The sequence below is a fragment of the Francisella uliginis genome, from assembly GCF_001895265.1.
Taxonomy (GTDB): Bacteria; Pseudomonadota; Gammaproteobacteria; order Francisellales; family Francisellaceae; genus Francisella; species Francisella uliginis.
On sequence record NZ_CP016796.1, the window covers coordinates 1,420,706 to 1,446,683 of the forward strand.

The following is a 25,978-nucleotide window of genomic DNA, read 5'->3' on the forward strand; positions in this document are numbered from 1 at the left end:
AACCAAAGACGATCTTAGCGCGATTTATTCTAGAAAATTTAGTTATCTCGCCTATCAAAATCATCATTATAAAGTACATGCATTGTAGCTATCACTTTATTTGTATTATAAAGACCTTGATAACCATTCATTACTGCTCTACATTTGTTATTATATTTTTCGTTACATAATCTTAGATAGTATTTACAAAAATCTACGGATATTTTTGTATGCGTTTCATACTCAATACCTTTCTTAGGATTATATATTTTACAATAATCAAGATATTTTTGTGAGGCAAATGTGTTAAAAGATAAAAAAAATAAAAAGACTAATACAAAGTAATTTTTACTCAACATGATTCTTATAATCTTCTGGGTTCAAAAGATTACTCAATTCTTCATTATTATCAATTTGTATCTCAAATATCCAACCATCGCTGTAACAAGACTCATTAATAAGCTTAGGATTATTTACTAACTCTTCATTAACTTTAACAATCTTCCCTGATAATGGCGAATAAATATCTGATGCTGTTTTGACAGATTCTATAACACAAACCTCATCATCTTTAGAATATTCTTGACCAACTTTTGGTAAATCAACATAAACAATCTCACCAAACTCATTTTGAGAATAATCATCTATACCAACTCTTGCAATATTATCTTTAACCTCAACCCACTCATTAGATTCAGTATATAAATAACTTTGATTAATTTCTGACATATTTCCTCTTTGACAAACCGAATTTTTTTATTTTATCTAATTGATGATAATAGCATAAAAATCCTTTAAAATTAATTTGTAAAAAACAAATTTTTAGTCATCAAAGTATATGAATCTTGAAAACAAAAATATCATTATAACTGCAGGTGGAACAGGTGGACATATATATCCAGCTTTAGCTGTAGCAGAGTTATTAAAAGAAAATAAAGCTAATGTAATTTGGGTAGGTACTCCTAATAGTATGGAAGCAAATATTGTTCCTGATTACTTTAATATCCAATTTATAAAATCATCTGGAGTTAGAAGAAAAGGAATAATAAAGAAAATCACATTCCCTATAAAGTTAATAATTAGTACTCTTAAGGCACGATCAATATTAAAAAAATTCAAAACAGATCTTGTTATTGGTTTTGGAGGATATGTTTCTGGGCCAATATGTCTTGCAGCTGTCCAAAAAAAGATCCCTATCATAATCCATGAACAAAATGCAAAAATTGGTCTAACTAACAGGATCTTAGCTAAATTAGCTAGTAAAATATGCTTAGCTTTTGATATTGATAATATCGAAAACTATTTTTCTAAAAAACAACTTGCGAGAACAAAGGTTGTTGGTAATCCTGTAAGAAAAGATATTGTCGCTTTAAACGATAAAGTAAAAGATTTTTCTAATCATCAACTAAAACTCTTAATTCTTGGAGGTAGTCAAGGAGCAAAAGCGATAAATGAAATTATCCCAACCTTAATCACAAAAGCTGTTGAGCAAAATATAGATATCAAAGTTTGGCACCAAACAGGTAAGCTAACACTTGAGCAAACTAAAGATAACTATAAAAATATTCCTGCAAAAAATATCAAGGATATTTCAGCGTTTATCTTTGATATGGCAGAGGCTTATGAATGGGCAGATTTAATAATTTGTAGAGCTGGTGCACTAACAGTCTCAGAATGTGCTGTTGCGGGCTTACCTACAATATTTATACCTTTGCCATCAGCTGTAGACGATCATCAGTTTTTCAATGCTCAAAATATCGTTAAAAATAATGCCGGCTTTTGCTTAAGACAACAAGAGATGACTTTAGAAAATTTAATCGATATAATAAAACCTCTAGCACAAAACAAAGCCAAACTTGAAAAAATATCAGAAATTGCAAAAAAAACATTGATAAAAGACTCAAGTGAACAAATATTAAGTTGTGTAAAAGAAATTTTAAATAAGAATAAATAAGGATTACAAATGAACTTTGATATGTCAAAGCTAATGCAACAAGCTCAAAAGATGCAAGAACAAATGAAAAAAGCTCAAGAAGAACGTGATAATATGGAAGTTAATGGTGAATCTGGAGCTGGCCTTGTTAAAGTAACTATGACTGGTAAATATGATGTTAAATCTGTAAATATAGATGATTCTTTAATGAAAGAAGATAAAGAAATGTTAGAAGATTTAATCGCAGCTGCTGTAAATAGTGCTGTTAAAAAAATAGAAGAAAACTCTTCTTCAAGCGACCTTCAACAAATGGCTAAAGATGCTGGTATCGATATACCAGGTGGCATGAACTTTCCTAAATAATGAATAATAAAATATTTTCGCCAAAAATTACAGCTGTAATAGAATCTTTACGTAAATTGCCGACTATTGGTAAAAAATCATCACAGCGGCTTGCATTACATTTACTAGATAAATCTCCTGAGACAGCTATTGCTATTGCTAATTCGCTTTTAGAAGCAACTCAAACGATTACAAAATGTCAGCAATGCCAAGCTTTAACAGAAAACTCTGTTTGTGATATATGTAATAGTACAAGTCGTAATGATACAAAGTTATGTATTGTTGAAAGTATGCTTGATATGATAGCTATTGAGGAAGCTGGCTTTTTTAAAGGTAAATATTTCATATTGAATGGAAGAATATCACCTCTAGATGGAGTTGGGCCTAACGAACTTAAGTTAGATATTTTATCTCAAATAATTGAATCTCGTGAAATTGATGAAATAATACTTGCAATAAGTCCGACAGTTGAGGGAGAAACTACTGCTCACTTTATTTCTCAAATGATTAGAAGTGATATTAAAATTTCTCGAATTGGCTTAGGAGTTCCTTTTGGAGGAGAATTAGAGTATCTAGATCAACAAACATTACTGCATGCATTTAATGCAAGAACTAATATTTAATCTTTATTTATATTAAGAATTCTTTCTACATTTTCACAAGTATCTATTTTTCTTATCAAACGAGTTAATAAATAAAGCTCTCTTCTATTTCTAACAATTACAATAGAGGCTAACTTAGCATGCTTATTATCTACTGATATCATATCAAAAGTTCGAATATCAACACCTTCTCTAGCAAGGGTTGCTGTTATTTTCGCAATTGAACCTGGTATATTTTTAAGTGTAATAATAATACGTGTTTTAAAGCTTGGATCATCATCATTGTTTACAAACCAATCTGCTTCAATCTGTTTAGCATCTTGTCTTGTTAATTTTGCATATAGTTCATTACAACTTTTTCTATGTACTTCAACATTTCCATCATCATTAACAATTCCGGTAATCTCATCATTTGGTATCGGCAAACAGCAATCAGCAATACGCGGATCATCCCCATACCTGATCTGTATTTTTGATACTGAAGACTTATTATAAGAATTACGCATATCGTCAAAATATTTAGCTACAAACTCAATAAAGTTATTTGGATCTATCAGACCTAAGCCTGTATCTAGATAAAAACGATTTATAGTGTCAATACCCTCATAATTAAATAAAGCTCCATCTATAATCTCATTTGGTACTTCTTTTAAGTCTACATCTAATGATTTAAGTCTATCTTCGATGATTTCTTTACCTTTAATATAGTCTGTATTTTTATACTGTTGTTTTAAGAATTCTTTGATAGCTGACTTAGCACGACCAGTCTCAACAAAATTCAACCAACTAGGATTTGGATCAGCAACAGCTGAAGTAATTACCTCAACATGATCACCCTGTTTAAGCCTGTAATTAAGAGGAACCACTTTCCTATTAACCTTTGCAGAGACACATTTATTACCAATATCAGTATGTATAAAATAAGCAAAATCAACACATGTTGAATTTATAGGTAATTCAATAATCTCTCCTTGAGGCGTAAAGACAAAAACATCATTATTGAACACATCTGCTTTAACATTTTCCAAAAACTCAACTGAACTAGCTGTATAAACGTTAATATCTGATATTTTCTTAAGCCATCTTTGTAAAGCTTTATCTGTTTTTTCGCCTATTTTATAACTCCAATGAGCAGCAATACCATATTCAGCCTGGCGATCCATTTGTTCAGTTTTAATTTGTATTTCTAGAGGAATGTTATAAGGTCCTGAAACAACAGTATGTATTGATCTATAACCATTAGCCTTTGGTGTTGCGATATAATCTTTAAATCTCTGCGGGATTGGCTTATATAATTCATGAACCTTGCCTAAGGCAACATAACAGTCAATCCTATTAGGAACAATAACTTTATAAGCATACATGTCCATAATTTCATCAAAAGAAATTCCTTTTTTGCGCATTTTGTTATAAATACTAAATAAGGTTTTCTTTCTAGATTTTATATCATCTGGAGTAACTAAATCTCCTAACTTTTCAATCAATGCTTCTTTAACTTGGTAAAAAACTTTTTCTTTATTTTTTTCTACCTTTCTAACCTTTTCTTCTAAGATATGATACCTATAAGGATGCATTCCTTCAAAAGCAAGCGTTTCTAGCTGTTCTTTTAAAGTGTTAATACCTAATCTATGAGCTAAAGGAGCAAATACATCTAGAGTTTCTTTAGATACTCTTCTTTTTTTCTCGGGTTTCAGAGGTGCCAAAGTACGCATATTATGCAATCTATCAGCAAGTTTTATGAAAATAACCCTAACATCTTTTGTTACCGATAAGAGCAGCTTACGGAAATTTTCCGCTTGTTGTTCAACTTTATTCTTGTGTCTTATTTGGGTAAGTTTTGTTACTCCCTCTACAAGTTGAGAAACTTTTTCACCAAAGCGCTCTGTTATATCCTCAGCTGTATACTCAGTATCCTCAACAACATCATGTAAGAGTGCTGCTATAACTGTATCAACATCCATTTTAAGATCTGCTAATATACAAGCTACTGCAACTGGATGAGTAAAATAAGGCTCACCTGAGCTTCTCACTTGTGTCTCATGCGCATCAGCTCCAAATATAAAGGCTTGAGCTATTTTTAATCTTTCTTCAACTGGAAGATATCTTGAGATGAGTTTATTGAGTTCATAATAACAAAACATATTAACTAAATTAATTTATATATATTAGTTAAATGATAAATTGAAATAAAAATCAAAGCAATTTATAACTACTTTGTTTTAAAAGAAATTAAGTATTTTCTTGAAATAAACGCCATAAATATTATTAAAGCGATATCTATTATTAGTAAGATCGCAGCTAAAGTTGTATTATATTTTTTCTGAGAGAAAACAGCACCTTGTCCAGGTGGTACAATACTACTTGGATTATATACTAAACCATAATCTTTAATTATCGAAGTATTTATATCTCTAACATTTATAACTGGAATATCTTCTTTCAAAAAGTTAACTGCAACAGAATTCACAGTCTTATACTCAGGTGGTAAACTTTTTGTAACTCCAGCAGGGAAACTATGCAACTTAATAGTAGTCTTAGAAGAATTATCTTCTTTTGACTTTTTCTTATCTTCAGTTACCTTTTTATTTGTATCTTTGTTCTTATCAGTGTCTTTTTTGTCTACTTTTTTTGTATCCAGCTGTTTAAGGCCTATAGATGCCATATTACCACCAACATTTATATAAGCCTTAATCTTGTTATCACCTGCGGCTTTTTTATAAATTTCCATACGTTTTTTGATAGAAGTGTTAGTAGCATCTTTATAAGGTACATTAATAACCTTATAACCATTTCTCTTAATCGCATCATTAAGTTTTAAGATAGCTCTTGGAGTCATACCATAACCATTATCATGAGAACCTCCTAAAGTTATGCCTAACACATCAAAATCAAATAATTTTTTCTCAACCAAATTATGATAAATATCTGGCCAAGTAAAGTTTGGTCTATTTGCACCAAACTGCGAAGCACCAGCAGAAAAAATAACTAAAGGCTTTAATTTCAGTGTTTTTATTGCTGCTAACATCGCTATGTCTAAAGCTGGATAAGAACCTGTCTCTTGGATAGCAACAGTATCGCCTTCTTTTAGATTAAGCTGACTTAACCAATCAACAAAGAGTGCTGACATATTAGGGTTTACTGAAGATCTTTTTGCATATAAATCGCCAGAATCAGTAGTTATTTCTGTCATTGACAAGCCTATTAAGCCAGTGCAAGAAATATCTCCCATTTTCTGACATAGGTAACCTTTTGACATAAAAAATCTTTCAGTCAGCTCAAATGCTCTATCTGTCATTTTTGCTGCTTGTATCTTCTGTGTATATCCTTTTGTTTCAACAACTAAATTGCCCTCAACTATATATAATGAAATAATCATAAATACTGTTAAAAACAAAATTATATAACGTGATAAAAATTTACGGTGCCAATACATCGTCTTCATACTATATCCCTACTATTTGAGGTCCAATTAAAACTATTAATAATAAACGTATAACAATAGAAGCTATTAATAAAGATCCTATTGTCTCAATAAGTCCCTGTCTATCTATAGACAAAGTTATAAGTCCCGGAATAATATATCCTATTACTTGAAGATTATTAGAATAAAAGCTAGTAGTTAGATATTGTGAGAACAAAGCATTACATATAGTACCTAGTATAAATGATAGCAATACTGTAATAGCAATTCTTCTTCTACCATATATAATCATAAATTTTGACATTAATCTAACTATACCAAATATTACTATTGATATTAAAATAGTGACTATAACCCTATCAGGAGCCCCCATTTCTAAAGCAAAATATCCAGGTACTACCATACCACCAGTAGATAAACCTAAAAGTGATACAAAAACCAGTCCAACTATTAGACCGATCCCAATCGAGAGCGTTAATGGATCCATATTTTCTCCTATTTATATTCTAAAAAATTACAAATCATGTTTATTCTTATGGCTTTGATCACAGTAATCTACTAAATCCATACCTATATCTTTAATATTACCTACCCCTACAAGCATATAGGATTCAGCCTTTTGTGTTGCATAAACTTTTTCAAGAATTTCTAAAGGTTTCATATCCTCACATACTATAACTTCTGCAGTTTTTACACCTAGAGATTTAGCATATTTTTTGTAAAAAGATACAAACACATCTGTTCCTGTGCCAATAAGAGTAACTAAATCAGGTTTTTCCCAACCTAAAATAGCCTCTGCGATTTGTTTAGATCTATCTTCCCTATCTGCTCTGCAGTTTACAACAAGAACTTTCTTTTCACATTCTTGATACTTTTCATAAAGCTTATCCCACAGCATTTTAGTAGATACAGGATCATTAGCAGCAAATGCATTAGCAAAATTCATCTCAGAATCTTTGACATCAAAATTATACTCAGTCATTGCCCCTGGATCTGGAGTTGCTTCCCACATACCTTTAAGTGCAACTTCTCGAGGAATGCCAAGATCATCAGTAACCTTTAAAGCTAAGGCGACATTGATTTTAAATTCTGAATACACAAACTTATTAATTTCATCATCAGATATTTTTTCAGCATCATCAGCTGTAGCTGCTATTAGTTGAGTATTTCTGTCTTTACATGCGTAATCAAAGAAATCTAAATGAATATCTTCGGCTGTAAAATATTTAGAATTAACTGGAACTGTCCCTGCTAATGCCTTAGCAACATCTCTTTCTGTTGGCCCCATTACATCTAAATGGTCAGGTCGTGCATTTGTTAATACACCATGTGTTGCTTTTATGAGTTTAAGTTCACATAAAGATTGTAGTAAAGGCTGTAACGCCATACATTCTATAATAATAGCATCTGCTTTTGCCCTTTTTGCCTTAAACATAATTTTAACTTGTTCGGCAATATTACTAAAACCTATCCTAAATACTGGGGTTTCTGAACCATCAACATCGATATATCTTGCTAAAGTTCCAGTAGTTTTCGCTACAGTTGTATATCCACCAGCCCTAACACCAGCAGCAATAAGCCTAGCAACACTAGATTTTCCTCTAGTACCATTGACATGAATTCTAACTGGAATACTTTTGATACTAATATTATGAATTATATTCTCTATTATCAAATATAAACATAAAACTACAAAAACACCTATAATTAACCAAAAATCCAAAGCAGCCACCTTGTTACCTAAGACATCTATTAAATTATAGCACTTAAAATATTATATAAAAGCCTATAAATTATTTATATTTAAAGTTTAATATTATCTAGTCTCAGGCATGAGATATACTACTGGAAGCATTATAATCGAAGCTATAACTAAGAGCCATGCTGGTGCTTGCATACTCCCTGTTAAAACTACCAATGAAGTTGCAATAAAAGGAATTGTTCCTCCAAAGAAAGAGTTACCTATGTTATAGCTTAAGGCATTACCACTATAGCGATATTTTGTTTTAAACAACTCTGGCGCAAAAGCTCCGTAAGATCCCCAAACAGCCATTAAAGGGATACTCAAAATGATCATAGAAATAACAAGGTAAACAAGTCCTTGTCCCATTAGCATAAAACAAGGATATGATAAGAATATATAAATAAATATAGAAAACTTTATTAAAGGCTTTCTGCCTATATAATCACTTAAAAATCCCCATAAAGGAGCTGAAAATGAAAAAAGTAAACTAAAAATAGTAACTATGGCTAAAGAATAAAATTCAGAATAATCCAATTCAGTAAAATGTGATTGTAAATATGAAAGAACTAAATAATAAATAATATTGGCATATGCTGATAAAGCAATAGCAAAAAATAAAGGCTTTGTCTGTTTTTTAAACATTTCTCGAACGGGTGTTGCACATACTTCACCTTCGGCTTGCAACTCCTCAAAAGAATAACTCTCAGGTATTGATAACCTCATGAACAAAGATATTATTGCTAAAACTAATCCAATAATATATCCAACTCTCCATCCCCATAAATTTATACTTTCTTGACTAAATATACCAAACAGCAACATCACAACTAAAGAAGCTAAAAAAACACCTGTTCCAGATGACATAGTAGCAAAACTTGCGACAAAGGCTCTGCGATTCGGTTTAGCAGATTCAATCATAAAAACCATTACTCCTCCATAAGATCCACCTATAGAAAACCCTTGAAGAAGTCTCATTAATACTAATATTAGTGGTGCTAAAATTCCTATAGAGCTATATACAGGCAAACACGTTATGACAAACATTGGTACTATCATCATAGTTATAGATAAAATTAATGCTTTCTTTCTACCAAATCGGTCACCAAAGCTACCCATTACAACACTTCCTACTGGCCCCATAAAAAATCCAGCGGCGAAAACTCCAAAAGTCATTAATATAGCAGTATACTTACCAACATCTGGAAAAAATATATGAGCAATAACAGGTGTTAAATATGCAAAAAGCATAAAATCATACCATTCAACTATAGTGCTAGCTGATGCAAATAAAATATGTTTTTTTGAAAGTTTATTCATCAAGCTTAAAAATTTAAAATTAGAAAATATAATAAAGAACTAACTTTATACTTTGAGAAGTATCTTTGCAAGTTAATTTTTTTGAAACAATATGAAGATAAAGAGTGGTGCGGACGGGGAGACTCGAACTCCCACGGTTGCCCGCTGGAACCTAAATCCAGTGCGTCTACCAATTTCGCCACGTCCGCAATATCTGGGGTGATTGATGGGACTTGAACCCACGACAACCGGAATCACAATCCGGGGCTCTACCAACTGAGCTACAACCACCATTACAAATTGCAATCAATTATGTAATGGCACGTCCGGCAGGATTCGAACCTGCTACCCTCGGCTTAGAAGGCCGATGCTCTATCCAGATGAGCTACGGACGCACAAATAATGGTCGGAGCAGAGGGATTTGAACCCCCGACCCTCTGGTCCCAAACCAGATGCGCTACCAAACTGCGCTATGCTCCGACAATTTCTAAATAATGGTGGCCTGAGGCGGAATCGAACCACCGACACGAGGATTTTCAATCCTCTGCTCTACCGACTGAGCTATCAGGCCAATGACGTATATTATTACGTAATCTTGCCTTTAAGTCAACACATTTTTACAAGATTTTTTCATCATAAAAAGTTTTTATCTTTTCACCATCTGCATATGCATATAAAGTCTGTGCTACTGATGTAGATCCAGAGCAAATATTGCCTTTTTTATCTATTGCTATTAGACCAACATAGTCACCGAATTCATCACTCTCTGTGATCGACTTATTTACAGCTTCATATAAATTCATACCATCTTTTACTCTTGTAGCAATTTTGGCTCCTACTGCTTGATTTAAAATATGTTCACCAATACCAGTGCAAGATATTCCCATTTCATCATTTGCAAAGTTACCAGCAACTGTAGGGCTATCTCCCACTCGACCAGGATACTCAAAGCCAGCTCCTCCGGTAGAAGTTACAGCACATATTTTTCCTTTAGAATCCAAAACCACTACACCTATAGTGCCAGTATAACCTTTCTTAAGCTCAAGATACTCTTGATATCTTTTTTCTGTCATAGGATTATACTTCGAAAGTTTCATAACATCATGAGCAAATGTAGTAGCTTGCTCCGCTGATAATACACTATGATGTTGTTGCATTAGCCTACTTGCAACCTCAATTGGATTTTTAACATTCTGAATATTGATAACGCCGGCAAATTTCTTATGCTGACTATCCATTATTGAGGCAGACATCCTTATTTGACCATCTTGCTGAACTCTAGAACCCGTACCAGCATTAAAGATCTCATTATCCTCTAAAAGCTTTGCAGCAAATATTGCTGCTTGATTAGCATCATCTACCTGTCTGAGATAATCATAAGATTTTTCAACTATAGGCAATAAATGTTGATGATAATCGCCAAAGGAAGTATTTTTATCCTCTCTAGCACCACAACCACCATGAATTATAATTTTCTGCATATTTAAATCCTATTAAAAGTTAAAGTAGTATTAATAAGTTTAGTCTGACTGACTTATAAAGATTATAAAAGAAATTTTAAGATTAGTATTCAACTAAACAAGTATTTAGATCAAATTTTTGTTCTTCTAATAACATATGCATACGAATATCTACTAAACTAATTGGCGCATTGTTACGAGCATTATGTAATGACGAATGTTTTAAATGAGAGAAATCAATAACTGTTACCATACCTGAGCCAACAACTTCGATAACATTCTCAGAGTTCAATAATGCAGCAGTATCTTCATCAATACCCACACCAACCATATAAGGATTATATGATAATGCTGCTAGAAGTCTACCTAATCTATCTCTTTGAGAAAAGTGCTGATCTACTAAAAGCTTATTTGTTAAGCCAAGACCTGGAGCTAAGTTAACCATATTACATCTAGGCATAAGTCCTGCTTGACCTCCAGCAATCATAAAGCCAGAAATAAATGCTGCTCCTGCAGATGTCCCTGCAACATTAACACCTTTTGCATTTAATCTACGAATAAGCTGAGCTATTGGAGTACCACCAAGAGTTGTAGAAAGTAACAGTTGGTTACCGCCAGTCATAAATATACCTGTACACTGAGAGAGTAAATCTTGATACTCTTTATTTGTAGTAGCCTCAAGGCGAGTTTCTATTTTTAAATTATAAGCATCTTTGACACCCATCTTTTTAAAAATATCAACATAAATATCACCAGTATCTGGCAGCTTAGATGCTGTAGGTATTACAGCTATTTTTGCATCTTCTCCACCTGATAACTCTATAAACTTCTCCAACACTGTAGGACTTGCGAATTTATCTTCTCCACCCCCGATAGGCATAATAAATCCACGGTGATCCTTTTTAACTGGTTTAGAAGGCATTTTTAAAATCTCCTTTAATATTTAAAAAATCTTTATAGTAAAAAATAACATTTTGGTGAAATAATACTAATTAATGAATAATTTTTCTATAAAAAAGGTTTATTTTTTCAAATCTTTAAGGTATTTAAAACATTTACGCCTCTTTTATTTGATGATATGCTATCTAGCAAATAATTTATTTAGCTATAAAACCTTAAAATGAAAACTCTTAAAGCTTTAACTATTGGTGGCGCGACACTAGATACGATTATCGAGTATGAAGAGATGTTCACCATGAACATGCAAAAGAAAGATACCACTCAATCTTTTATGTTACTTGAAGAAGGAGCAAAAATAGAAGTAAAAGAACATAACTCTTTTTCTGGTGGTGGAGCTACTAACGCAGCTGTTTCTTTTAAAAAGCAAAATATTGATGTTAGCTTTTTTGGAAAAATAGGTAAGGATATTACAGGTGAAAAGATAGCTCAAGAGCTTAAAGACTTTGGTATAGATATATCAAATATAAGATACTCTAATAATTACGGTACGGCTACATCTTACGTAATCCCAACATTAAGTGGTGATAGAACTATTTTTGCTTATAGAGGTGCCAATAAAGATATACTGAAAGATGACCTACCATCTCAAGCAATCATCGACAGTGACTTTATATATATAACATCTTTAAGTAAATCTTCAGCTGCTAGACTACCTGAGATAGTACAACTTGCCTCAGAAAATAATACAAAAGTAGCTATTAATCCAGGCTCAAGTCAACTAAGTGTTGGTGAGAGCTTTATAAAAGATTCGATGTTTGGTATTGATATATTAGTTTTAAATTATCAAGAAGCTCAAAAACTTATGCTTTCTCTACTTTCTTCAGATGATGAAGAGATAGCAGAATCAAAAGATAGGTTAGAAACAGTACATGATGAAGAAAGAAGAGACTTTCTAAACGCTACTTTTAGATTAAAAGACTTTTTTAAAATATGTTTAGATCTAGGAGTTAGACTAATCATGGTAACTGATGGCTCAAATGGCGTCTATGCAGCAACTAAAGATAAAATATATCATAGTGAATCATTGCGTATCAAAAATGTCCTAAATACACTTGGGGCTGGAGATGCATTTAGTTCAACATTCTGTGCAAATATCTACAAAGGAAACAGCGTTGAGGATTCTATAAAATTTGCTTTAATTAATGCTAGTCATGTAATTCAGTATTCTGATGCAAAATCTGGACTACAAACATCTGAAAGCCTAGAAAGAATCAAGTCAAAAATGAACTGTGGTCTAGATAAAAAGATAACTGTTACAGCTTGGTAAATACCATAGATTCTTTGTCATTCCCTCGTAGGAGGGAATCTCATAAATCATAACCATCAGCTAAAAGATCCCCTCGGTCACTGAGCGGAGTCGAATGTGCGCGGGTATAACTATACATTTCTTGATCATTCCGGACTTGATCCGGAATCTCTATACCTATCACCATATCTAGGAGATCCTGTACTTCAACCACGCTCAGCAGCCAGTTCAAGATAACTGTATTCTTTTTTCACTATCTTCTAGCTAAATAGTTACCTTCAAAAAAAGACTCCACATCTTTCACATAATAATCAATTTCCTGATTATCATAGAAATTAGCCTCTGACTTATGATCATCGGCATGAATTAATACAGTTTCCATTCCTAAATGCTTAGCTGGCACTAAATTGTGTGAAGAGTCTTCAAAGAAAATAGCATTGGTAAAATCAATATCGAACTTATCTCTGCCTATCTCAAAGTATTTTGTTTTTGGTTTAGAGACTAAACCCGTATCCTCAATAGTCAAAATTCCATCAAAACTGTTATCTAAGCCTAACTGTTTAAGTACCCTATCTGTATGAAAATTAGAAGCATTGGTGAAAATATAAGTACGATTATCTTTTCTTAGATCATTTATATACTTATTTAGCCTTTCATTTGGCTTGAAGTGACTAATCTCAATATCATCTATATAATCTAGAAACTCCCTGGATTCAATGCCATGATAGCGCATCATACCAAGCATAGTAGAGCCAAATTCATAATATAACTCATCTCGAATGGCATCAGCTTTTTCAGTATCTGAGATATCTAGTTTAAGTTTAATATAATCACTCATTCTCGCCATTTGGTTATCAAATAAACCATTGTTGTATGGATAAAGTGTATTATCTAAGTCGAATATGTAGGTTTTCATACAAACAAAACCTTATTTAAATAAAAATATCTTAAGTATAACAATATTATTACACATGAGAATACCTAAATTTTATTCAAAGTTTTCTTCAGTAATTTAAACCTCTGAATATTTTTTTTCTTAAATAAAAATGTTAATTGTAATAAGAAAATTAGAAAACATATAAAGTAAATTATTACTCCTAAATTTTCCTCTCTACTTATAACAAATAGAATACAGAATAATACTATATTTAAAATTGAAAATTTATTATTCAACCTATATGGAAAAAGATATTGATTACTATACATTTTTACAAGGAAAAATAACAAAGACCCTATTACCAAAGACAAAGCAGCTCCTTCAGCTCCCAACATAGGTATAAAGATAAAACAACTTATTATATTAGCTAAGAATCCTAAAACGCTTGCCCAAATATTCCACACAGTTTTTTTAGTTTTAATGATACCTGCATTAAGTAATTGCCCTAGAAGATTAAAAAATGGAATAAATAAAAGCCACATAAAAATATTGATAGCTTCGCGGAACTTCTCACCTAATATAAAAGACAACGGTTCTCTAAACAAAAATACAAAAAGTATACCAACAAAGAATAAAGACATTAAATTTTGGTATAAAAATGAATAAATAACTTTTGCTTTGTTAGGAGTATGCAATAAAAGTTTATTACCCATAGGAGTCCACATAGTACTAAAAGTTGACTGCAAGATAACCAAAGGAGCAATTAATGTAAAACTAGCACTATATATACCTAACTCATAAAAACTACCATATTTTATTAAAAATAATCGATCTATATATTGCATTCCCCAAATAGTTATAAAAGAAAATATAAATGGCCAGCTATATTTAAATATTTCTTTTAATGATCCTTTGTAAAATACTGATGAATCAAGATATTTAACCAAATTCCATTTATCCAAATCTAACAGAATTAAAAATAGTGAAACAAGAGATAATGAGGTTATTTGAGAATATATAATTAATTTAAAGCTAAAGATTTTGAAAATATAATAAAAAACAAATAATCCTATTAAATAACCTATAGAATTTAAAATCTGCGCTAATGAATATAGAAATGCTTTTTGCTGTATACGAATAGATAGCATTACAAAACGATTTAATATAAAAAGAGCCAAACCATATATAATTGCTAGATATAACACAAAACTATTTGACTGAAAGAAAAACTCTAAAATATAAACTCTAGTAAAGAAAAATACTACAGAAACAAAAAGAGCTAAAATCAAAACTATAAAAAGACACTGATAAAAAAGTTTTATTTGATATTCTTTAGTCTTACGCTCATAAAAAAAACGCATATATCCCATATCTAAACCAGCATTAGATATGTAAAATAAGAGTGTAATAATAGTTATATATAGTGTGCCTATACCATAATTATCAGGAGATAAAACCCTAGTTATAAAAGGAACTGTAAGAAAGCTAATAGCAGCCGAACCTATTGACCCAATTCCATAAGTTAGAAATTTTTTAATCATTATTTTCCAATACACTCTTATAAACTTGATGGTACTTACTTGCTACTACTTTTTGAGAAAAATTATCTTTACAATATTTTTTTATAAATTCCTTTTTATTAGACCATTGTCGTTTATGGTTATATAAATCCAGCATAGCACTAGCTAATTCGTCAATATTATTTTTCTCCACTAAATACCCTACATCCTCATTGACAATAGATTCAGGACCTCCACATTTTGTCGCAATTATAGGTAAACCACAAGCTAGTGCCTCTACAAAAACAACACCAAAAGTCTCATAACGACTAGCTAATACAAAAGCATCTGAGTTTTGCATTATACTTAAAGTTTCTTTTCTAGATAATTTACCTAAAAAAACTACTCTATCAGATACTTTCAAGTCTTTAGATAACTCTTCAAGACTATTCCTTTCTACTCCATCACCACCTATTATAAGTCTAACATTATCAATATTTTGAAAAACTTTACAAAAGGCATCAATTAAAATATCAAAACCTTTATTTAAATTTAATCCCGCAAGACTAAGAAAATCAAAAAAATTGCTATTTCTATCATTATTTAATTTTTCAAAAAACATCTGATTAACACTATTTGGAATATAAATAAAATTACTGTTAAAAGATTTTGAAAGATAATTTGCAAGGCTACTTGATACAGCTACATTTTTAGAGCTATATTTAAAAACCATATTAATCAAACACAATTGCTTTTGTGAAAACTTTTCTCTTTGAAAAGCTGAACTATGTTCCGTTACAATATATGGAATATTATATTTTTTATAAATTTGCAAAGCTGTAAGTCCAGCTTGCCATGCAGAATGTACATGAATTAAATCAGGTTTACCATTTTGCTTTACATATTCTTTAAATATATTGAGCGTTTTATTTACATATCTTTTTGCCTGAAATTGCCGTAACTTAGGGATGGAAACTCCTGTTTTTATGATAGTTAATACACCATTATCAATATCATTAATATTTAATTTATGACCTATCTTTCTTAAACTATAAAAATGCTGATATATAACACCTACTTTAGCATTAGGAAAATAGTTTTTATAAGCTATGGTTTGTTCCTTAAAAAAAGAACCTGAGAAATCTCCATCATACAAAGGATACCAAGATGGTAATACTAAAATATGCATATAAAGAATCAATTATCCATTACTATTTTATTTGCTATTTCTACAACTCGACTACAAGCTAACTTATCATCATACGATAAAAACATCTGCTTAACATGGTTTCTTTTTTCTTCCCATTCTGGAGATCTTTGTATAATTGATAAACATGCTCCCTCAAAATCTTTATATGAATTTATAAGTGGGCCAGGACTTATACATTCATAGTCATATGCCATACCTCTTTTTTCCATATACATATCAAAATCAAAAGGTATAAAAGCACATGGTTTATTAGCTACTAAAAAATCTATATATATAGAAGAATAATCAGTTATGACAGCATCTGATTCATTTATAAGAACAATATTATCATCGAACTCATCTGAAGACCCATCTTCAAATACTTGAGGATATAAGCTAACTAACTCTTTTAAATGATCTATTGACGATTTATCACTAGGATGGGGACGAAGAATAAAGATTAAATCATTACTCTTCGCAAATTTAATAAATCTATCTAATAAAAAGTCTTTAAAAGGAAAAAATAAGCTTTCCCCTAATATATCATAATCTCTAAATGTAGGAGCGTAAAGCACTCTAGTTACTGTTTTTCTATTATTATAACTTGTTTCAATCCTATCATGACGAGGTAATCCAGTAATGTAAACATTATCTATACTACAACCTGTATATGCACAAGTATAATATGTATCTATTTTTGACGAAGCAATAATTCCAGAATAATACTTTGTTTCTCGATTAATATATCGATTTTTTCTATCAGAATCGAACTTTTTATCCAATAAACCACAAGATTTTGTAGTCACTGCATGCCAAAGCATCAATACTTTCTTCTGTCTAACTATAAAATAGTAATATCCATAATCACCAAAACTATGCGACATGACAATTAAGCTTGCTCTTGATATCATGTAAAAACCATAAAGGCTATATTTTTTAACAAACTTAAGTTTTGGCTCTATTCTTTTATTATCAATATTTGGTTTTAATCTATCATAAAGCCATACAGCTTCTATATTCGTTTCTTCTTTTGAAATATACTCAAACAAAGCTTTCTGATTATCAGCGTATCTATCATTCCGCATAGAGAATATAAAAAGATTTTTCTTTTGAGGAATAAAAATTGAGACTATTCCTAAAAAATATTTAATCTGAACGATTAATATCTTTTTTATAGTTTTTTTTACTAAATTACTCATTATCAACTCTTAAAATAAATCTAGCTACATGAGCATCATCACTTTTATACTTAGCATAACCAAAACCTTCAACAAAATAATCAACTTTAAAACCATATTTGATAACACGATTCATAAAATCGAGAGGAGATATATATCGTCTATAATGTAGATCTGTCTCTTTACTTTGACTTTCATCTCTATTAGTCCTAAACTCTAAAGCAACAAGATCATTATTTCTACAAATAGATTTACATAGTTTAAAAAAGGCTTTTTCTAACTCATCGTCAATAGCATGCAGGAAAAATCTAGCATATATCATATTGATAGCTTCATTTTCTTTATTAAACCATTCTCTTAAGTACTCATAGTCTTGACTTGAAATATCATACTCTTGAAAATCAACGTCTATGTTTTTATTTTTAGCTTTTTTATTACATAACTGAATTACATTTGAAGATGCATCTAAACCTAATACTTTTTTATGAAGTGAACCAAAGAAAAATGTATCTCTACCCATTCCACAGCCTATCTCCAATACTTTATTAACATAGTTATATTCACTCATAACAAAGGCAGCAAACTGCGATGGAATATTTTCAATACCTAAAGTTTTACTTTTATAAAAATTATCCCAGTATTCCTTTTCTCTTTTTAAATCCATTATGATACCTTCAAACAAATAGTTTAATTATTAATATAAATTAATCGGCAAACTCAAAACAGTATCACACAAGTTTTGAGAACCTGTAAAACAATCCAACTCTATCAATTTATTTTTAAAAGCTCCTTGCTTATGCATCGGCTTATTATAATAAATCATAGTTGGTACATCTTTATTAGCATACTCTTTTTGTAAATTATCTCTAGCTTCTTTTGACTCTAACCTAATAGTATATTGGGCAAAACTAGAAATATATCTTTCTGGAATATATGGTAATTGATAGCCTTTAGCCTTTAACTCTTGATTATAATTATCTGCTAACTTATTTACCGAATCTAGCTCATAATCTTTGAAAGCCTCTAGCTTAACTCGTAAAACAGCAGCTTGAATACTATCTAACCTAGAATTAACACCTATACGAATATTATCATACTTATCATCGCCATTTTTACCATGCACCACATACGAGCGTATAAAAGTAGCTAACTCATCATTATTAGTAAATATAGCCCCACCATCACCATAACACCCTAAAGGCTTAGCTGGAAAAAATGAAGTGGTAGCAACATCACCAAAGCTACAAGCTTTCTGACCGTTAATACTACCGCCAAATCCTTGAGCAGCATCTTCTATTATAAAAAGGTTATATTTATCTGCTATTTTTTGGATCTCTGAATAATTTGCTGGTAGTCCAAATAAGTCGACAGTCATTATAGCTTTTATTTGATTGCCATAACCTTTTTGCTGTAACTCTAAAATAGTTTCCTCAATTTTCTGTGGACAAATATTATATGTTTGCTCATCGACATCCACAAACACCGGAGTAGCTCCTACAAAAGCTACAGATTCTGCAGATGCAAAAAATGTGAAATCAGGTACTAGAACAATATCATCTTTACCAATACCTAACGCTGTAAGTGATATAGTCAAAGCATCCGTACCATTAGCACATGTAATACAATGCTTAACTCCGACATATTCAGCTAGTTCTTTCTCAAGCTCTTTAACCTCAGTCCCACCAATATATTGTCCAGATTCTAAAACGTTAAAAATAGCTGTATCAATCTCTTTTTTTAAATACTTATATTGTGCTTTTAGGTCTCTAAATTCCATTATATTTGCACCAGTTTATTATCTTCTAATTTATATTTTCTGTTACAATCATCACATTTATTTATGTTTTCAAGTACACTACCACATTTACAAGCCCAGCCTATTTGCTTAGCGGGTATACCTGCAACTAAAGCATAATCAGCTACATCCTTTGTAACAACCGCTCCAGAAGCTATCATAGCCCACCTACCTACAGTATTACCACAGACTATAGTTGCATTTGCTCCTATTGATGCACCATATTTAACTAATGTTTTCTTATATGCTTCTTTACCTTTAGGGTATTTTGCCCTAGGAGTTAAATCATTAGTAAAAACCATTGAGGGACCACAAAATACGTAATCCTCAAGCTCTACACCCTCGTATACAGAAACATTGTTTTGTATTTTAACACCATTACCAATTTTGACATTATTACCAACATTTACATTTTGACCTAATGAACATTTAGATCCAATATTAGCACCTGAATGAATATGGCAGAAATGCCAAATCTTTGTGTCTTCGCCAATTGTTACATTATCATCCATAAAGGAGGACGGGTGAAGGAAGAAGGAAGAAGATTTTTTATTAGACATTTCTGCCTCCTTTTACTGTTATTAACTTGTTTAACATTTTTTCAATCTCTATTGATAATTTTAGAATATTTTCTATATCGTTTATATATTTAAAACTCTTTGCTAACTCTAATTGAGTCTGTAGTTCATATAATGAGCCCAAAGATATTTGTAAAAATCTTACAAATTCTTTATCCGTATTTCTACCTTTTCCCTCAGCTATATTACTAGGAATTGATATTGAAGATCTTTTTATTTGAGAAGTTAAACCATAAACTTCTTCTTTTGGAAAGTCATTTGTAATTACATAGACTTGTTTTGTAAGTTCCATAGCCTTTTGCCACACAACTAAATCACGATAACTACTTGCCATTTCCCTTCTACCTTCTACCTTCTACCTTCTACCTTCTACAACCTTCTCACAAAACGGATGATACTCTCCTTCAAGGCCAACAGCAGGCAGATTCCTAATAGTTGAAACAGTGCGAATAGATCCATAAGCTTCATCAAGACCAAAGCCACCACCATCTAGAATATGCTCATAGCTTTTAGTATGTAAATCAGTAAAACCACCGCTAAACTCTATTTCATCGCCATCTACAGTAATAGAGCGATATGTTCTAAGACCTTTTGCTTTTACATCCTCTGGAATATAGTCATAGTTTACAGAAAGAAACCATCTAACAGTAGCATTCTTTAATTTGAAGTATCCTGCATTTGTATCTACTTGCTTAATATGAACGATATTTTCTTCTACTTCTCCAAATATCCAACAAAGCATATCATAAAAATGAACACCTATATTTGATGCTATACCTCCAGACTTATCTTCTTTACTTTTCCAAGATTCAAAATACCATTTACCACGACTTGTTAAGTATGTTAAATCTATATCATATATTTTGTTAGGATTCTCTTTTAGCTCTTTTGTAACTTTTTCCTTTAACGCGATAATAGAATCATGTAGCCGTAATTGCAGAATATTATAAACTTTTTTACCAGTCTCTTTTTCTATAAGCTTTAACTCATCTATATCTAGTGTATTTAAAACAAGAGGCTTTTCACATATAGCATCTGCACCACTTTTAAGAGCTACACGAATATGACTTTTGTGTAAATAGTTTGGTGTCGTTATACCTATATAATCTATTTGTTTCTTTCTATTAAATTTTTCTATAAAATCCTCAAATCTTTCTAGCTCTGTAAAAAACTCAGCTTCTGGAAAATTACTATCCATAATACCAATCCCATCATATACATCATACGATGCAACCAGGTTATTACCTGTTTCTTTAATAGCTTTCATATGCCTTGGCGCTATATATCCAGCAGCTCCAATTAATGCAAAGTTTTTCATTTATTCACCTTTTTCATAGCTTAAAATAGTTTCTATAATTATTCTACTAGCATTACCATCTCCATATAAACTATTTGAGAAATTCAATTTAGTTTTATCTAGATCATTATAGGCTTTTAATATGTTTGTTTTATCAGCTCCCACAAGAATATTTACCCCAAGACTAACTAATTCAACCCATTCAGTCTCATCTCTTAGAGTAATACATGGCTTAGCAAAAAAATAAGCTTCTTTCTGAAGACCTCCACTATCTGTCATCACAAGCTCACAATTATCTATTAACCAAACCATTTCTAAATAACCTACTGGATCAATAACTGTTAAATTAGCAGAAGAAATATCATATTTCTCTAAAATATTTTTTGTACGAGGATGAAGAGGTAAGATTATTTGTTTCTCTTTGGCAATTTCATTAAGTGCTGAAAAAATTTCTTTCAATCTATCTATATTATCAGTGTTTTCGGCCCTATGAATAGTACAAAGGATAAAGTTAGAAGATTGAAGGCTAAAGATTGAAGGCTTTTTAGCTAAGTTTTTATAAAAGATTGCTCCATCTTGCATTACATCACCAACTTTAACAACATGTCCAAAACAACTGCTCTGTCCTTCTGCCTTCCGCCCTCCGCCTTCTCCCTCAACCACAAAGCCCTCACTTTTGAGATTCTGTATAGCAGTATCAGTTGGACAAAAAAGTAAATTACTAACTCTATCGGTTAAAATCCTATTTACCTCTTCTGGCATTTGCATATTAAAGCTTCTTAGCCCCGCCTCTATATGAGCTAATTTAATATGTAGTTTACTTGCAACTATAGCTCCAGCTAAAGTAGAGTTAGTATCACCATACACCATAATCCAATCAGGCATTTCTTTTAAGGCAACTTCTTCAATTTTCTCAATCATCTGCCCAGTCATAGCACCATGAGATTTGCCACCTATACCTAGAAAATAGTCTGGCTTAGGAATTTTCATCTCATCAAAAAATATATCAGACATATTAGCATCATAATGCTGGCCTGTATGAACTATTATTTCCTCAATACTTCGACCTTCTTCCTTCTGCCTTTTTATTTCTCGACTTACTGAGCCAGCTTTGATAAATTGAGGTCTTGCACCTAGTATGGTTAGTATTTTCATTTTCCATCAACACCAATTAAAAAGTTTTCTATCTTCTGCATTTGACTCTTGTATATACATTTTTCTTTTACAATTTTGCTATTTATTTTATAGAAATCGTCTAACTCTATTTCATTCAACAAACTAAGCTTTCTTATAAACTCATCTTTAGTCTTAAACAAGTAACCATTAACACCATCTAAAACCCAACTCCTATTAGATACAATATTAGAAACCAAAGGGATTGCTTCATAAGCCATAGCTTCCAATAACGACAAAGATGAACCATCTGATTTAGTAGCACTTACATACACTTTACTTCTACTAACCATATTAATCATATTGCTATGACTAACTGCTCTATAAAACTTTATAAATGGATATTTATTTTCTAATCTAATAAATTCAGCTTCTTGGATATGAGGTAATACAAAAACAATATTTAACCTAGATTGTCTAAAATGCTCTAAATATTCTAATAATAATTCAATTCTAGAATTTTCAACATAATTTCTATTAGATAATATATCTATATCTTTTTTGATTGGTAAGTTATTAAAGACTTCTATACCATACTGACCTACAAAGACATTATCAATGTTAATACCAAGACATTCTATCTTATCTCTAATTTGATCTGAAACAGCAAAGATCTTATTAGCTTTCTTTAAAACATATTTATTAACTAAATTTAAAGGTGAATATGTTTTTGGTTTTAGGATATCTGAACCATGACAAACAACACTAAATTCAGCACTTAATCTAGCCTTCTTCTTTGCAAGTATTGCTATAAGACCCATACTATAGCTAAAGTGTGCATTAATATAGTCTGGCTTAATATCTTTTAGAATTTTTGCTAATTTATTTATGGATAGTAAATAATAGTAATTACCTCCAAAAATATTAGATTTTTTATCACTTAAAAAATAAATCTTTTTGCATTTTGTTTTATTCAATTGTGAAAAGGTAGCTAAGTAAACATCAAATTTTCTATCCACAAACCAATCAACCCATTTAGCTGTATGTACTGAATTAGCATCTGCAACAAAAAAAAATTTTCTAACTTTCACTGAGAACCTTCTTAAAGAATTCTAATCGCTGTTTTTCTTTTATTTTAAAATCTAGGTAACTAACTGCATAATTTCTAGCTTTTAACCTTATTTCTTTCGAGTTAAAGACTCTTTCAACAAAACTTTGTATTTTTTTATAATCAACATTATTTTCACTATTTTCCAATTTTAGTCCAAATGATTTCACCTCTTGAATATCAGTATCTTCATAAGCATATATCATTGGTATTCCACAAGCTAAATACTGCCTAGTTTTTAATGGAGAAGCTTCAAACATATTGTTTTTATATAGAGATAAAGTTCCTATTCCTATATCACTTTTTTGTATAACTTCTGTAGCCTCTTGCATATTTAAATAACCAAAGTATTTTAAATTAGAGGTATTTTGACCATCATAACCAATTATATTAAAGTCATAATCTTTAAAATATTCAGCCATTTGTAGTATCTTATCAAAACCATGCCATGGCTGATTTGGAGTTGCTATGAATACAAATATTGGTCGATTATTATTATTAGCAACACAATTAAATTTATCTGTATTTATGCCATTAGCAATAACTTCAACAGGTCTGTTAAAGCTAGTAAATCTTTTCTTTAATTCATTACTTACACTAATAAAAGCATTAACATTTTTTAAAATAATATTTCTAGTAAATAAATTATAGCAATATGTAATTTTAGAGTTTAATTTATATTCTGAAACATCATCTGAATTTATTTCCATTACTATGGTGTTTTTCTTAAGAATCTTAGTAAAGAAAGGTATGTACAACTGATACCTCATATAAATAATATCAAATCTCATCCCTGTAATTAGTTTGTTTATATAAAAACTATTAAACAATAGATTTAAAAAAGTTCCTATCTTTTTAAATTTAAAGTTTGATGGTCGTAGTTTAGTAATTTTATCAAGTTTACTATCATACATAGTCAATGTTTTTAATGATACTATATAAACATCATGTCCATACTCAGACCACTGTTTAGTTTGCTGAAGTATCTTATAAACAACACCACTATTTGTACTAATATCATAATTAACTAAATATGCTATTCTCAAATTACAAAACCTCAATATTAGATTTATCAAATAAATCAGCAGTTGCATTTTTAGCATCAAAAATAACTTCGGCATTTTTTTGTACTAAGTCATAGTCAAAACTACTATGATTTGCTCCTATAAAAATTAAGTCAGCACTATTTAAATGACTAGTACTCAAATCTTTTAAGCCAGTTTTTTTAATATTTTTATACTTATATTCGTTAATATACGGATCATAAAACTCAATATTTGCTCCCATCGAATCAAGAATATCTATGATTTTTAAGATAGGACTTTCTCTATAGTCATCAATATTATTTTTATAGGCAACACCTAGCACTAATATTTTTGAGCCATTTATAGACTTTTTATATTTATTTAAAACCTTAGAGACTCTTTCCACACAGTACTCTGGCATACGGTCATTAACCATCATAGATGCTTCTATCATAGAAGTATGAAAACCAAACTCTCTAGCTTTCCAGGATAAATAATACGGATCCAAAGGTATACAGTGTCCACCTAACCCAGGGCCTGGATAAAATGCCTGAAAACCAAATGGTTTAGTTTTAGCAGCTTCTACAACCTCCCAATAGTTAATACCCATTCTTTCACTAAGAATCGCCATCTCATTTGCTAGACCAATATTTATATTTCTATAAGTATTTTCTAATATCTTCGTCATCTCAGCTACTGCTGGTGTAGATGTCACAAATACATCTCCTTCTAAAACTTGCCTATAAACCTCAGAAATAATCTCTTTGGCATCTTCACCTATTGCTCCTACTACTTTAGGGGTATTTTTTGTTTTAAATTGCTTATTACCTGGATCAACTCTCTCAGGTGAAAAACCTAAGTAAAAGTCTTCTCCACATTTCATCCCAGAACCTTCTTCTAAAATTGGTTTTAGAAGCTCTTCTGTAGTACCCGGATATGTTGTTGATTCAAGTACTATCATAGCGCCTTTTTTAAGGTACTTAGCAACTTCTTTTGCAGAATCTCTCACATAACTAATATCTGGTTGTTGATAGGCATCTAATGGTGTTGGTACACATAAAGCCACGAAATCAACATTTTTTATAAAGCTAAAGTCATTCGTAGCCTTCAATAAACCACTATCAACGGCCTTTGATAAATCAGAGTCAATAATATCTCCAATATAGTTCTCACCTTTATTAACTTTATCTACTTTGACATCTTGAATATCAAAACCTATAGTTTTAAATCCAACTAAGGCTTTCTCTACAGCTAAAGGTAAACCTACATAACCTAAACCAACAACTCCTATAGTTATATTTTTAGATTTTATCCTTTTTAATAAACTAGCTTTCAT

Annotated in this window: 26 protein-coding genes and 5 tRNA genes; 4 read left to right on the forward strand and 27 right to left on the reverse strand. The window is 30.9% G+C overall.

Going from position 1 to position 25,978, the window contains the following annotated elements; genetic code table 11:
- Window positions 1-38: 38 nt before the first annotated feature.
- On the reverse strand, window positions 39-338 hold the full coding sequence (locus tag F7310_RS06695; protein ID WP_072712703.1) for a hypothetical protein: 300 nt from the start codon (window positions 336-338) through the stop codon (window positions 39-41).
- Window positions 328-708 (reverse strand): glycine cleavage system protein GcvH, encoded by a 381-nt coding sequence (gene gcvH, locus F7310_RS06700; RefSeq protein WP_072712704.1) that lies wholly within the window; start codon window positions 706-708, stop codon window positions 328-330. The genes F7310_RS06695 and gcvH overlap by 11 nt, the downstream gene beginning before the upstream one ends.
- Before the next feature lie 109 nt (window positions 709-817).
- Between gcvH and murG the strand changes: the two genes are divergently transcribed.
- Genes murG through recR form a run of 3 tightly spaced genes read left to right on the forward strand, consistent with a single transcriptional unit; the run spans window position 818 to window position 2,877 of the window.
- Window positions 818-1,933: an undecaprenyldiphospho-muramoylpentapeptide beta-N-acetylglucosaminyltransferase gene (gene murG, locus F7310_RS06705; protein ID WP_072712705.1), complete on the forward strand. Its 1,116-nt coding sequence runs from the start codon at window positions 818-820 to the stop codon at window positions 1,931-1,933.
- Window positions 1,934-1,942: 9 nt separating this feature from the next.
- Window positions 1,943-2,275, forward strand: coding sequence for a YbaB/EbfC family nucleoid-associated protein (locus tag F7310_RS06710; protein ID WP_072712706.1), 333 nt, complete (start codon window positions 1,943-1,945; stop codon window positions 2,273-2,275).
- Window positions 2,275-2,877 carry a recombination mediator RecR gene (recR, locus tag F7310_RS06715; RefSeq protein ID WP_072712707.1) on the forward strand — a complete coding sequence of 201 codons (603 nt, stop codon included), beginning with the start codon at window positions 2,275-2,277 and terminating at the stop codon, window positions 2,875-2,877. The genes F7310_RS06710 and recR overlap by 1 nt, the downstream gene beginning before the upstream one ends.
- On the opposite strand, the gene F7310_RS06720 is transcribed toward recR, so the two are convergent.
- From F7310_RS06720 to F7310_RS06775, 12 genes are all read right to left on the reverse strand, one after another.
- On the reverse strand, window positions 2,874-4,997 hold the full coding sequence (locus F7310_RS06720; protein ID WP_072712708.1) for a RelA/SpoT family protein: 2,124 nt from the start codon (window positions 4,995-4,997) through the stop codon (window positions 2,874-2,876). The genes recR and F7310_RS06720 overlap by 4 nt on opposite strands.
- A 68-nt stretch (window positions 4,998-5,065) precedes the next feature.
- Window positions 5,066-6,298, reverse strand: coding sequence for a poly-gamma-glutamate system protein (pgsW, locus tag F7310_RS06725; RefSeq protein WP_072712709.1), 1,233 nt, complete (start codon window positions 6,296-6,298; stop codon window positions 5,066-5,068).
- A 1-nt stretch (window position 6,299) separates the two neighbouring features.
- A complete protein-coding gene (gene pgsC / locus F7310_RS06730; RefSeq protein ID WP_072712710.1) occupies window positions 6,300-6,764 on the reverse strand; it encodes a poly-gamma-glutamate biosynthesis protein PgsC in 465 nt (154 codons plus the stop codon).
- Window positions 6,765-6,791: 27 nt separating this feature from the next.
- Window positions 6,792-8,009, reverse strand: a complete 1,218-nt coding sequence (pgsB, locus tag F7310_RS06735; RefSeq protein ID WP_145951737.1) for a poly-gamma-glutamate synthase PgsB — start codon at window positions 8,007-8,009, stop codon at window positions 6,792-6,794.
- 84 nt (window positions 8,010-8,093) lie between these two features.
- The gene (locus F7310_RS06740) at window positions 8,094-9,338 is read right to left on the reverse strand and encodes an MFS transporter (RefSeq protein WP_072712711.1); all 1,245 of its coding nucleotides are present in this window, start codon (window positions 9,336-9,338) and stop codon (window positions 8,094-8,096) included.
- A gap of 105 nt (window positions 9,339-9,443) precedes the next feature.
- Window positions 9,444-9,526: transfer RNA gene (locus tag F7310_RS06745), tRNA-Leu, on the reverse strand.
- A 6-nt stretch (window positions 9,527-9,532) separates the two neighbouring features.
- Window positions 9,533-9,608 (reverse strand) — tRNA-His (locus F7310_RS06750).
- Between the two features lie 27 nt (window positions 9,609-9,635).
- Window positions 9,636-9,712: transfer RNA gene (locus tag F7310_RS06755), tRNA-Arg, on the reverse strand.
- 8 nt (window positions 9,713-9,720) lie between these two features.
- A tRNA-Pro gene (locus F7310_RS06760) sits at window positions 9,721-9,797 on the reverse strand.
- Window positions 9,798-9,812: 15 nt separating this feature from the next.
- Window positions 9,813-9,888: transfer RNA gene (locus F7310_RS06765), tRNA-Phe, on the reverse strand.
- A 46-nt stretch (window positions 9,889-9,934) separates the two neighbouring features.
- The gene (locus tag F7310_RS06770) at window positions 9,935-10,798 is read right to left on the reverse strand and encodes an isoaspartyl peptidase/L-asparaginase (protein ID WP_072712713.1); all 864 of its coding nucleotides are present in this window, start codon (window positions 10,796-10,798) and stop codon (window positions 9,935-9,937) included.
- Between the two features lie 82 nt (window positions 10,799-10,880).
- Entirely contained in the window at window positions 10,881-11,699 is an 819-nt protein-coding gene (locus tag F7310_RS06775) for a cyanophycinase (protein WP_072712714.1), read from the reverse strand.
- Window positions 11,700-11,897: 198 nt separating this feature from the next.
- Between F7310_RS06775 and F7310_RS06780 the strand changes: the two genes are divergently transcribed.
- A complete protein-coding gene (locus F7310_RS06780; protein WP_072712716.1) occupies window positions 11,898-13,004 on the forward strand; it encodes a carbohydrate kinase family protein in 1,107 nt (368 codons plus the stop codon).
- A 232-nt stretch (window positions 13,005-13,236) separates the two neighbouring features.
- On the opposite strand, the gene F7310_RS06785 is transcribed toward F7310_RS06780, so the two are convergent.
- The 13 genes from F7310_RS06785 to F7310_RS06845 form a co-directional block, all read right to left on the reverse strand.
- Complete coding sequence (locus F7310_RS06785) at window positions 13,237-13,899, reverse strand: pyrimidine 5'-nucleotidase (protein WP_072712718.1); 663 nt, start codon at window positions 13,897-13,899, stop codon at window positions 13,237-13,239.
- Window positions 13,900-13,964: 65 nt separating this feature from the next.
- Complete coding sequence (locus F7310_RS06790) at window positions 13,965-15,401, reverse strand: lipopolysaccharide biosynthesis protein (RefSeq protein WP_072712720.1); 1,437 nt, start codon at window positions 15,399-15,401, stop codon at window positions 13,965-13,967.
- Entirely contained in the window at window positions 15,394-16,548 is a 1,155-nt protein-coding gene (locus F7310_RS06795) for a glycosyltransferase (RefSeq protein ID WP_072712722.1), read from the reverse strand. Before F7310_RS06795 ends, F7310_RS06790 begins: the two co-directional genes overlap by 8 nt.
- 8 nt (window positions 16,549-16,556) lie before the next feature.
- Complete coding sequence (locus F7310_RS06800; protein WP_072712724.1) at window positions 16,557-17,747, reverse strand: CDP-glycerol glycerophosphotransferase family protein; 1,191 nt, start codon at window positions 17,745-17,747, stop codon at window positions 16,557-16,559.
- On the reverse strand, window positions 17,740-18,390 hold the full coding sequence (locus tag F7310_RS06805) for a class I SAM-dependent methyltransferase (protein WP_072712725.1): 651 nt from the start codon (window positions 18,388-18,390) through the stop codon (window positions 17,740-17,742). The genes F7310_RS06800 and F7310_RS06805 overlap by 8 nt, the downstream gene beginning before the upstream one ends.
- A gap of 30 nt (window positions 18,391-18,420) precedes the next feature.
- Complete coding sequence (locus F7310_RS06810) at window positions 18,421-19,503, reverse strand: DegT/DnrJ/EryC1/StrS family aminotransferase (protein ID WP_072712727.1); 1,083 nt, start codon at window positions 19,501-19,503, stop codon at window positions 18,421-18,423.
- A complete protein-coding gene (locus tag F7310_RS06815) occupies window positions 19,503-20,081 on the reverse strand; it encodes an N-acetyltransferase (protein ID WP_072712728.1) in 579 nt (192 codons plus the stop codon). The genes F7310_RS06810 and F7310_RS06815 overlap by 1 nt, the downstream gene beginning before the upstream one ends.
- Complete coding sequence (locus F7310_RS06820; protein ID WP_072712729.1) at window positions 20,074-20,433, reverse strand: four helix bundle protein; 360 nt, start codon at window positions 20,431-20,433, stop codon at window positions 20,074-20,076. Before F7310_RS06820 ends, F7310_RS06815 begins: the two co-directional genes overlap by 8 nt.
- A 21-nt stretch (window positions 20,434-20,454) precedes the next feature.
- Complete coding sequence (locus tag F7310_RS06825; protein WP_072712732.1) at window positions 20,455-21,417, reverse strand: Gfo/Idh/MocA family protein; 963 nt, start codon at window positions 21,415-21,417, stop codon at window positions 20,455-20,457.
- The gene (wecB, locus tag F7310_RS06830) at window positions 21,418-22,551 is read right to left on the reverse strand and encodes a non-hydrolyzing UDP-N-acetylglucosamine 2-epimerase (protein ID WP_072712733.1); all 1,134 of its coding nucleotides are present in this window, start codon (window positions 22,549-22,551) and stop codon (window positions 21,418-21,420) included.
- A complete protein-coding gene (locus F7310_RS06835) occupies window positions 22,548-23,600 on the reverse strand; it encodes a glycosyltransferase family 4 protein (protein WP_072712735.1) in 1,053 nt (350 codons plus the stop codon). Before F7310_RS06835 ends, wecB begins: the two co-directional genes overlap by 4 nt.
- Window positions 23,590-24,663: a glycosyltransferase gene (locus F7310_RS06840; protein WP_072712736.1), complete on the reverse strand. Its 1,074-nt coding sequence runs from the start codon at window positions 24,661-24,663 to the stop codon at window positions 23,590-23,592. Before F7310_RS06840 ends, F7310_RS06835 begins: the two co-directional genes overlap by 11 nt.
- A gap of 1 nt (window position 24,664) precedes the next feature.
- Window positions 24,665-25,978, reverse strand: coding sequence for a nucleotide sugar dehydrogenase (locus tag F7310_RS06845; protein ID WP_072712738.1), 1,314 nt, complete (start codon window positions 25,976-25,978; stop codon window positions 24,665-24,667).

Coding starts and splice junctions, on each gene's coding strand:
- F7310_RS06820 (WP_072712729.1), bottom strand. CDS start 20,433: ATGGCAAGTAGTTATCGTGATTTAGTTGTGTGGCAAAAGGCTATGGAA.
- F7310_RS06770 (WP_072712713.1), bottom strand. CDS start 10,798: ATGCAGAAAATTATAATTCATGGTGGTTGTGGTGCTAGAGAGGATAAA.
- F7310_RS06815 (WP_072712728.1), bottom strand. CDS start 20,081: ATGTCTAATAAAAAATCTTCTTCCTTCTTCCTTCACCCGTCCTCCTTT.
- F7310_RS06845 (WP_072712738.1), bottom strand. CDS start 25,978: ATGAAAGCTAGTTTATTAAAAAGGATAAAATCTAAAAATATAACTATA.
- F7310_RS06785 (WP_072712718.1), bottom strand. CDS start 13,899: ATGAAAACCTACATATTCGACTTAGATAATACACTTTATCCATACAAC.
- gcvH (WP_072712704.1), bottom strand. CDS start 708: ATGTCAGAAATTAATCAAAGTTATTTATATACTGAATCTAATGAGTGG.
- F7310_RS06695 (WP_072712703.1), bottom strand. CDS start 338: ATGTTGAGTAAAAATTACTTTGTATTAGTCTTTTTATTTTTTTTATCT.
- F7310_RS06810 (WP_072712727.1), bottom strand. CDS start 19,503: ATGGAATTTAGAGACCTAAAAGCACAATATAAGTATTTAAAAAAAGAG.
- F7310_RS06710 (WP_072712706.1), top strand. CDS start 1,943: ATGAACTTTGATATGTCAAAGCTAATGCAACAAGCTCAAAAGATGCAA.
- F7310_RS06795 (WP_072712722.1), bottom strand. CDS start 16,548: ATGCATATTTTAGTATTACCATCTTGGTATCCTTTGTATGATGGAGAT.
- F7310_RS06800 (WP_072712724.1), bottom strand. CDS start 17,747: ATGAGTAATTTAGTAAAAAAAACTATAAAAAAGATATTAATCGTTCAG.
- wecB (WP_072712733.1), bottom strand. CDS start 22,551: ATGAAAATACTAACCATACTAGGTGCAAGACCTCAATTTATCAAAGCT.
- F7310_RS06740 (WP_072712711.1), bottom strand. CDS start 9,338: ATGAATAAACTTTCAAAAAAACATATTTTATTTGCATCAGCTAGCACT.
- F7310_RS06720 (WP_072712708.1), bottom strand. CDS start 4,997: ATGTTTTGTTATTATGAACTCAATAAACTCATCTCAAGATATCTTCCA.
- F7310_RS06780 (WP_072712716.1), top strand. CDS start 11,898: ATGAAAACTCTTAAAGCTTTAACTATTGGTGGCGCGACACTAGATACG.
- F7310_RS06790 (WP_072712720.1), bottom strand. CDS start 15,401: ATGATTAAAAAATTTCTAACTTATGGAATTGGGTCAATAGGTTCGGCT.
- recR (WP_072712707.1), top strand. CDS start 2,275: ATGAATAATAAAATATTTTCGCCAAAAATTACAGCTGTAATAGAATCT.
- F7310_RS06825 (WP_072712732.1), bottom strand. CDS start 21,417: ATGAAAAACTTTGCATTAATTGGAGCTGCTGGATATATAGCGCCAAGG.
- murG (WP_072712705.1), top strand. CDS start 818: ATGAATCTTGAAAACAAAAATATCATTATAACTGCAGGTGGAACAGGT.
- pgsC (WP_072712710.1), bottom strand. CDS start 6,764: ATGGATCCATTAACGCTCTCGATTGGGATCGGTCTAATAGTTGGACTG.
- pgsW (WP_072712709.1), bottom strand. CDS start 6,298: ATGAAGACGATGTATTGGCACCGTAAATTTTTATCACGTTATATAATT.
- F7310_RS06805 (WP_072712725.1), bottom strand. CDS start 18,390: ATGGATTTAAAAAGAGAAAAGGAATACTGGGATAATTTTTATAAAAGT.
- F7310_RS06775 (WP_072712714.1), bottom strand. CDS start 11,699: ATGCCTTCTAAACCAGTTAAAAAGGATCACCGTGGATTTATTATGCCT.